The organism is Amycolatopsis sp. NPDC059027 (assembly GCF_042739735.1).
In the GTDB taxonomy this organism is placed as follows: domain Bacteria; phylum Actinomycetota; class Actinomycetes; order Mycobacteriales; family Pseudonocardiaceae; genus Amycolatopsis.
The window spans coordinates 82,838-91,235 of the sequence record NZ_JBHYIK010000038.1 but is presented as its reverse complement, the minus strand read 5'-3'; the positions used below and the strand labels follow the sequence as shown (position 1 = coordinate 91,235).

The following is an 8,398-nucleotide window of genomic DNA, read 5'->3' as shown; positions in this document are numbered from 1 at the left end:
ACCACCCCTTGTCACTCCCCAGACGGCATCAGCGAGGGATCTATGTAGAGTGGGCTCGGAGATTTGTAGAAGAGACCGCCGAACAGGTCCGCAACGGCGTCCACGTGCGGATGGCCGTGCTGTACCACCTGCTCGCCAGTGAAGAAGGGAACATCGCGTGAGCCCCGTGCTGATCAAGGGTGCCCGTCCGTACGGGGAAGGCGACCCGGTCGACGTCCTCGTCGAGGACGGGGTGATCACCGCCATCGGCTCGGTCAAGGCGGCCGACGGCGTGGAGGTGCTCGACGCCAAGGGCCAGGTGCTGCTGCCCGGATTCGTCGATCTGCACACCCACCTGCGCGAGCCGGGCCGCGAGGACACCGAGACGATCGAGACCGGTTCCGCCGCGGCGGCGCTCGGCGGGTACACCGCCGTGTTCGCCATGGCCAACACCGATCCGGTCGCCGACAACGCGGTCGTCGTCGAGCACGTCTGGCGGCGTGGCCAGGAGATCGGGCTGGTCGACGTGCACCCGGTCGGCGCGGTCACCGTCGGGCTCAAGGGCGAGAAGCTCGCCGAGCTGGGCACGATGAACCGGTCCGCGGCGGGCGTCCGGGTGTTCTCCGACGACGGCCTGTGCGTGGCCGACCCGCTGCTGATGCGCCGGGCGCTGGAGTACTCGACCTCGCTCGACGTCGTGATCGCGCAGCACGCCGAGGAGCCCCGGCTCACCGTCGGCGCGCAGGCCCACGAGGGTGAGCGCGCGGCACGGCTGGGCTACACCGGCTGGCCCGCCTCGGCCGAGGAGTCGATCGTCGCGCGGGACTGCCTGCTCGCCTTCCACGCCGGAGCGCGGCTGCACGTGTGCCACGTCTCGACGTCGGGCACCGCGGACGTCCTGCGCTGGGCCAAGGACCGCGGCACGAAGGTGTCCGCCGAGGTGACCCCGCACCACCTGCTGCTCACCGACGAGCGGCTCGCGAGCTACGACCCGGTGAACAAGGTGAATCCGCCGCTGCGTACCGAGGTCGACGCCGGAAAGCTGCGTGCCGCGCTGGCCGAGGGCGTCATCGACTGCGTGGCCACCGACCACGCGCCGCACGCGGTGCAGGACAAGGACTGCGAGTGGAGCGCGGCGCGGCCGGGCATGCTCGGCCTGCAGACCGCACTGTCCATTGTGGCCGAGACCATGGTCCGCACCGGGCTGCTCGACTGGCGGGGAGTGGCCCGCGTCATGAGCGAACGGCCCGCGGAGATCGGGAACCTGCCCGACCAGGGCCGTCCGATCGAGGTGGGGGAGCCCGCCAACCTCACGCTGGTCGACCCAGAGGCGGAGTGGACCGTGAGCGGGCCCGAACTGGCCAGCATCTCGGCCAACACCCCGTACGAGGGAATGCGCTTGCCCGGGGTGGTGACCGCCACGCTCCTGCGCGGGCGGATCACCGCGCGGGAAGGGAAGATCGGGTAATGGAACGGCTTCTCCTCACGCTCGCGCTCGTCGTCTTCTTCCTGCTGTGCCTGTGGGGCTTCTGGATCGGCTGGCGGCGCAAGTCGCGCGCGCAGAGCGTCCAGGTGCCGCCGTTCCCCGAGATCCCCGCCGAGCCCGGCGAGGTGCTGCTGGAGTCCCAAGGGCTCTACGTCAGCACGATCTTCGCGGGGCACTGGCAGAACCGCGTCGTCACCCGCGGCGCCGGGCTGCGCACGAGCGCGATCTGGCGGCTGCACCCCGCCGGTGTCGCGATCGAGCGCTCCGGCGGCCCGGACTTCTGGATCCCGCGCGCGTCGGTCACCGGGATCCGCAGGGACAAGGCGATCGCCGGGAAGGTCATGGGCACCGACGCGCTGCTCGTCCTCACCTGGCGGCTCGGGGACGTCGATCTCGACACCGGGTTCCGCGGCGACGACCTCGACGACTATCCACAGTGGATCGACCAGCTTTCCGATCACGACATCAAGGGAGGTGCCCAGTGAGCACCGCGAACGGCGCCCGTACCCCGGCCGCGCTGGTACTGGAAGACGGCCGGGTGTTCCGTGGCGCGGCCTACGGCGCGCGCGGGCGGAGGCTCGGCGAGGCGGTGTTCTGCACCGGCATGACGGGCTACCAGGAGACGTTGACCGACCCGTCGTACCACCGGCAGATCGTGGTGCAGACGGCGCCGCAGATCGGGAACACCGGCTGGAACGACGAGGACGACGAGTCGGCGCGGATCTGGGTTTCCGGTTACGTGGTACGGGATCCCGCGCGGACGCCGTCGAACTGGCGGGCCACGCGTTCGCTGGACGACGAGCTGGAGCGCCAGGGTGTCGTCGGGATTTCCGAGGTGGACACCCGGACGCTGACCCGGCATCTGCGGGAGCGGGGCGCGATGCGCGCGGGGGTGTTCTCCGGTGACGCGCTGGTGTCCACAGAGGACATGGTCGCGCAGGTGCTGGCGAGCCCGGAGATGAAGGGCGCCGATCTGGCGGGCGAGGTCAGCACGGACAAGCCGTACGTGGTGGAAGCACAGGGAGAGCGCCGGTTCCGCGTCGCCGCGCTGGATCTGGGCATCAAGTCGAACACCCCGCGGCTGATGACCGCGCGGGGCATCGAGGTGCACGTGCTGCCCTCGGCGACCCCGGTCGAGGAGCTGCTGGCGCTGGAGCCGGACGGGGTGTTCCTGTCCAACGGCCCGGGTGACCCGGCGACCACCGCGCACGCGACGGCGCTGACGAAAACGGTGCTGGAGCGGGAAATCCCGCTGTTCGGCATCTGCTTCGGCAACCAGATCCTCGGCCGCGCGCTCGGCCTGGGGACGTACAAGATGCGCTACGGCCACCGCGGGATCAACATCCCGGTGATCGACGTGGCGACCGGGCGGGTGGCGATCACCGCGCAGAACCACGGTTTCGCACTGGAAGGCGAGCCGGGCCAGCGGTTCGACTCGCCCTACGGTACCGCGCAGATCTCGCACTACTGCCCGAACGACGACACGGTCGAGGGCGTGCGCGCCTTCGACGTCCCGGCGTTCTCGGTGCAGTACCACCCCGAAGCGGCTGCCGGTCCGCACGACGCGGCGCCGCTCTTCGACGAATTCGTGACTCTCATGGAGAAGAAGGCCAAGTAATGCCCAAGAGGACTGACATCCAGCACGTGCTGGTGATCGGATCGGGTCCGATCGTGATCGGGCAGGCCGCGGAGTTCGACTACTCCGGGACCCAGGCCTGCCGGGTGCTGCGGGCCGAGGGTTTGCGCGTGAGCCTGGTGAACTCCAACCCGGCGACGATCATGACCGACCCGGAGTTCGCCGACGCCACCTACATCGAGCCGGTCACCCCGGACTTCGTCGAGAAGGTCATCGCCGAGGAGCGTCCGGACGCGTTGCTGGCGACCCTGGGCGGGCAGACCGCGCTCAACTGCGCGGTGGCGCTGCACGAGCGCGGGGTGCTGGAGAAGTACGGCGTCGAGCTGATCGGCGCGGACATCGACGCGATCCAGCGTGGTGAGGACCGGCAGAAGTTCAAGGACATCGTGCGCACCATCGGCGCCGAGGTCCCGCGTTCCCGGGTCTGCCACGACATGGACGAGGTCCGCGCCACGGTGGCCGAGCTCGGCCTGCCGGTGGTCATCCGGCCCTCGTTCACCATGGGCGGGCTCGGCTCGGGGATGGCGCACACCGCCGAGGATCTGGAGCGGCTGGCCTCGACCGGGCTCACCGAGTCGCCGGTGACCGAGGTGCTCATCGAGGAGAGCGTGCTCGGGTGGAAGGAGTACGAACTCGAGCTGATGCGCGACAAGCACGACAACGTCGTGGTCGTGTGTTCGATCGAGAACGTCGACGCGATGGGCGTGCACACCGGCGACAGTGTCACGGTGGCGCCGACGATGACGCTGACCGACCGCGAGTACCAGGTGATGCGCGACGTCGGCATCGCGGTGCTGCGCGAGGTCGGCGTCGACACCGGCGGCTGCAACATCCAGTTCGCGATCAACCCGCGCGACGGCCGGATGGTCGTCATCGAGATGAACCCCCGCGTGTCGCGCAGTTCCGCGCTGGCGTCGAAGGCGACCGGGTTCCCGATCGCCAAGATCGCCGCGAAGCTGGCCATCGGCTACACGCTGGACGAGATCCGCAACGACATCACCGGCGAGACCCCGGCGGCGTTCGAGCCCACTTTGGACTACGTCGTGGTGAAGGTGCCGCGGTTCGCCTTCGAGAAGTTCCCCGGCGCGGACCCGACGCTGACCACGACGATGAAGAGCGTCGGCGAGGCGATGTCGTTCGGCCGCAGTTTCCCCGAAGCACTGGGGAAGGCGATGCGGTCGATCGAGACGAAGGCGACCGGGTTCTGGACCCGGCCCGACCCCGAGGACGCCACGCGTGAGTCCACTTTGGACGCCCTGCGGGTGCCGCACGAGGGACGGCTCTACGAGGTCGAGCGCGCGCTGCGGTTCGGTGCCACCGTCGAGCAGGTGCACGAGGCCTCCGGCATCGACCCGTGGTTCATCGACCAGATCGCGCTGATCGGCGAGGTCGGCGCCGAGGTCCGGGACGCCCCGGTGCTCGACGGCGACCTGCTGCGCCGCGCCAAGCGGACCGGGCTGTCGGACCGCCAGATCGCCGCGCTGCGCCCGGAACTGGCCGGGGAGGACGGCGTCCGCGCGCTGCGGCACCGGCTCGGCGTGCGGCCGGTGTTCAAGACCGTGGACACCTGCGCGGCCGAGTTCGCCGCCAAGACGCCGTATCACTACTCCTGCTACGAAACCGACCCCGAGGCGGCCTCCGAGGTCGCGGCGCAGACCGACAAGCCCAAGGTGCTGATCCTGGGGTCGGGGCCCAACCGGATCGGGCAGGGCATCGAGTTCGACTACTCCTGTGTGCACGCGGCGATCGCGTTGCGCGAGGCCGGGTTCGAGGCCGTCATGGTCAACTGCAACCCGGAAACCGTGTCCACCGACTACGACACCTCCGACCGCCTCTACTTCGAGCCGCTGTCCTTCGAGGACGTCCTCGAAGTCGTGCACGCCGAGCAGGCGTCCGGCACGGTCGCCGGCGTCATCGTCCAGCTCGGCGGGCAGACGCCGCTGGGGCTGGCGAAGCGGCTGGCCGACGCCGGTGTCCCGGTGGTCGGGACGCCGCCGGAGGCGATCCACCTCGCCGAGGACCGCGGCGCGTTCGGAGAGGTCCTCACCGACGCCGGGCTGCCCGCCCCGCGTTACGGCACCGCGACCTCGTTCGAGGGCGCCAAGCGGATCGCCGACGAGATCGGCTACCCGGTCCTCGTCCGCCCGTCGTATGTGCTCGGCGGACGCGGCATGGAGATCGTCTACGACGAGGAATCCCTCGCCGGCTACATCCGCCGCGCCACCGAGGTCACGCCGGAACATCCGGTGCTGGTCGACCGGTTCCTCGACGACGCCATCGAAATCGATGTCGACGCGCTGTTCGACGGCGAGGAGCTCTACCTCGGCGGTGTGATGGAGCACATCGAGGAGGCCGGGATCCACTCCGGCGACTCCTCCTGCGCGCTGCCGCCGATCACCCTCGGCCAGACCGACCTGCAGGCCGTGCGGCGCTCCACCGAGGCCATCGCCCGCGGCGTCGGTGTGCGCGGGCTGCTCAACGTCCAGTACGCCCTCAAGGACGACGTCCTCTACGTCCTGGAAGCGAACCCGCGTGCCTCGCGCACCGTCCCGTTCGTGTCCAAGGCGACCGCGGTGCCGCTGGCCAAGGCCGCCGCGCGCATCATGACCGGCTCCTCGATCAAGGACCTGCGTGCCGCCGGCATCCTGCCCGCCGAGGGCGACGGCGGCCACATGCCCGCCGATTCCCCGGTCGCGGTCAAGGAAGCCGTGCTGCCCTTCCACCGCTTCCGCACCCCCGAGGGGCACGGCGTCGACTCGCTGCTCGGCCCGGAGATGAAGTCCACCGGCGAGGTCATGGGCGTCGACGTCTCCTTCGGCAAGGCGTTCGCGAAATCCCAGTCCGGCGCTTACGGTTCCTTGCCGACCTCCGGGCGCGTGTTCGTGTCGGTGGCCAACCGGGACAAGCGGTCGATGGTGTTCCCGATCAAGCGGCTGGCCGACCTCGGCTTCGAGGTCCTCGCCACCGCGGGCACCGGGGAAGTGTTGCGGCGCAACGGAATTCCCTGCACCGTCGTGCGCAAGTACTCCGAGGGCTCGACCGACTCCGTGCGGAACATCGTGGACGTCATCCTCGACGGCGGCGTCGACATGGTCATCAATACTCCGTATGGAAACAGCGGTCCGCGGGTCGACGGCTACGAAATCCGTACCGCGGCGGTGTCCCGGGACATCCCGTGCGTCACCACGGTGCAGGGCGCCGCGGCGGCCGTGCACGGCATCGAGGCGCTCATCCGGGGTGACATCGGGGTCCGGTCTCTGCAGCACCTCCAGGCGGCGCTGAAGGCCCAGTCGTGAGCGCGCCCGAGCGGTTCGGGGCGCGGCTGGCGAAGGCGATCTCGGCGCGGGGCCCGCTCTGCGCCGGGATCGATCCGCACCCCGGTCTGATCGAGGCGTGGGGCCTGCCGGTCGACGCGAGCGGGCTGGAGCGGTTCGCGCTCGGCGCCACCGAGGTGCTGGCCGCGGAAACCGCGATCGTCAAACCGCAGTCGGCGTTCTTCGAGGCGTTCGGCGCCGCCGGGGTCGCCGTGCTGGAGCGGGTCGTCGCGCTCGCGGCCGATGCCGGGGCGCTGGTGCTGCTCGACGTCAAGCGCGGGGACATCGGCTCCACCATGGCGGCCTACACGGCCGCCTACGTGGCCGACGGTGCGGCGATCGCGGCCGACGCGATCACCGTGTCGCCGTACCTCGGATTCGGCTCTCTGGAGCAGTGTGTGGCCACCGCCCGCGAGGCGGGCCGGGGCGTATTCGTGCTCGCGCGGACGTCGAACCCCGAGGCGCACGTCTTGCAGAGTGCGCGGCTTCCGGACGGCAGAACCGTCGCGCAGAGCATCGTCGACGCCGCCGCGGCGGTCAACGACGGCGTCGCGCCGCTCGGGGACGTCGGCGTGGTCGCCGGGGCCACCATCGCGCCTGGGGAGCTCGAACTGGCCGCGTTGAACGGTCCGGTCCTGGCACCGGGTTTCGGGGCTCAGGGCGCCACTGTGGCCGATTTACGGGCCGTTTTCGGGGACGCGCTGCTCGCGAAGGGCGTGCTCCCGGCGTCTTCGCGGGACATCCTGAAGCACGGCCCGGACGCGGCCGCGCTGCGAACGGCGGTCCGCCGGAATCGCGAACTGCTCGCCGGACCGCAGGAAAACGGCCAATAGCAGGCCCCGGAATCGGTGTGGGACCAGCACCCCCGCATTGTGGGCGATGCTCGCGGGTGGGTACCGTCGCGTCACCCACCCAGATTTGAGAACTACCGGAGGAAAACGTGGCACTTCCCCAGCTGACAGAGGAACAGCGCGCTGCGGCGCTGGAGAAGGCCGCCGCCGCCCGCCGCATCCGTGCTGAGCTGAAGGAGCGGCTGAAGCGGGGCGGTACCACTCTGGTCGACGTGCTGAAGCAGGCCGAGGAGAACGAAGTCCTCGGCAAGATGAAGGTGTCGGCTCTGCTCGAGGCCCTCCCCGGCGTCGGCAAGGTCCGTGCCCAGCAGACCATGGAACGACTGGAGATCGCGCCCAGCCGCAGGCTCCGCGGACTCGGCGACCGGCAGCGCAAGGCGCTGCTGGCCGAGTTCAGCGGCGAGTGAGCGGCGTCGGTCAGGACAACCCGGTGATCCGGGGCGCCGACCGCGGCAGTGAGCCGGTGGCGGGGGAGAGCTCCCGGCACCGGCTCACGGTCGTATCGGGGCCCTCGGGGGTCGGGAAGTCGAGTGTGGTGGGGCAGCTGCGCGAGCTGGCTCCCGAGATCTACTACAGCGTCTCGGTGACGACGCGGAAGCCGCGTCCCGGCGAGGTCGAGGGCCGGCACTACCACTTCGTCGAGCGGGCCGAGTTCGACGTCATGGTCGCCGACGGCAGGCTCCTGGAACACGCCGAGTTCGCGGGCAACTGCTACGGCACCCCGCGCGAGCCGGTGGAGAAGGCGCTCGCCGACGGCAGGCCCGCGGTGCTGGAGATCGAACTGCAGGGCGCGCGGCAGGTCCGCAGGGCGATGCCGGAGGCCCGGCTGGTGATGCTCATGCCGCCGTCCTGGGAGGAACTGGTCGGCAGGCTGACCGGACGGGGCACCGAATCCGAGGCCGCCGTGCAGGCGCGGCTGGCCGAGGCCGAGCGCGAACTGGCCGCCGCCGGGGAGTTCGACGTGCGGCTCGTGAACGCCGACGTGCGAGAGGCCGCCGAGCGGTTGCTAAACTTGATAACCGGCGACAAGTCCCTTGCTGTACCACGTGGGGGTGCAACCCCCCCACCCCCCCCCCGGGGGCGGGAAGACACTCAACGACCCCCCCACCAAAAACCACAGAGCGGGGGCGGG

The 8,398-nt window shown here is 70.5% G+C and carries 7 protein-coding genes; all 7 read left to right on the top strand.

The features are described 5' to 3' along the window. The first annotated feature begins 157 nt into the window (after positions 1 to 157). Positions 158 to 1,447 carry a dihydroorotase gene (locus ACFWY9_RS25705; protein WP_378328487.1) on the top strand — a complete coding sequence of 430 codons (1,290 nt, stop codon included), beginning with the start codon at positions 158 to 160 and terminating at the stop codon, positions 1,445 to 1,447. Beyond that, entirely contained in the window at positions 1,447 to 1,950 is a 504-nt protein-coding gene (locus tag ACFWY9_RS25700) for a transporter (protein WP_378328486.1), read from the top strand. The genes ACFWY9_RS25705 and ACFWY9_RS25700 overlap by 1 nt, the downstream gene beginning before the upstream one ends. Next, positions 1,947 to 3,083 carry a glutamine-hydrolyzing carbamoyl-phosphate synthase small subunit gene (carA, locus tag ACFWY9_RS25695; RefSeq protein ID WP_378340115.1) on the top strand — a complete coding sequence of 379 codons (1,137 nt, stop codon included), beginning with the start codon at positions 1,947 to 1,949 and terminating at the stop codon, positions 3,081 to 3,083. Before ACFWY9_RS25700 ends, carA begins: the two co-directional genes overlap by 4 nt. After that, on the top strand, positions 3,083 to 6,397 hold the full coding sequence (carB, locus tag ACFWY9_RS25690; RefSeq protein ID WP_378328484.1) for a carbamoyl-phosphate synthase large subunit: 3,315 nt from the start codon (positions 3,083 to 3,085) through the stop codon (positions 6,395 to 6,397). Before carA ends, carB begins: the two co-directional genes overlap by 1 nt. After that, a complete protein-coding gene (gene pyrF / locus ACFWY9_RS25685; protein WP_378340114.1) occupies positions 6,394 to 7,248 on the top strand; it encodes an orotidine-5'-phosphate decarboxylase in 855 nt (284 codons plus the stop codon). The genes carB and pyrF overlap by 4 nt, the downstream gene beginning before the upstream one ends. Positions 7,249 to 7,355: 107 nt before the next feature. Next, positions 7,356 to 7,673, top strand: coding sequence for an integration host factor, actinobacterial type (mihF, locus tag ACFWY9_RS25680; protein WP_003096398.1), 318 nt, complete (start codon positions 7,356 to 7,358; stop codon positions 7,671 to 7,673). Continuing rightward, positions 7,670 to 8,398, top strand: a 729-nt coding sequence (gene gmk, locus ACFWY9_RS25675) for a guanylate kinase (protein WP_378340113.1), incomplete at its 3' end; no start/stop codon positions are given. The genes mihF and gmk, both read left to right, overlap by 4 nt.

Coding starts and splice junctions, on each gene's coding strand:
- carB (WP_378328484.1), top strand. CDS start 3,083: ATGCCCAAGAGGACTGACATCCAGCACGTGCTGGTGATCGGATCGGGT.
- ACFWY9_RS25700 (WP_378328486.1), top strand. CDS start 1,447: ATGGAACGGCTTCTCCTCACGCTCGCGCTCGTCGTCTTCTTCCTGCTG.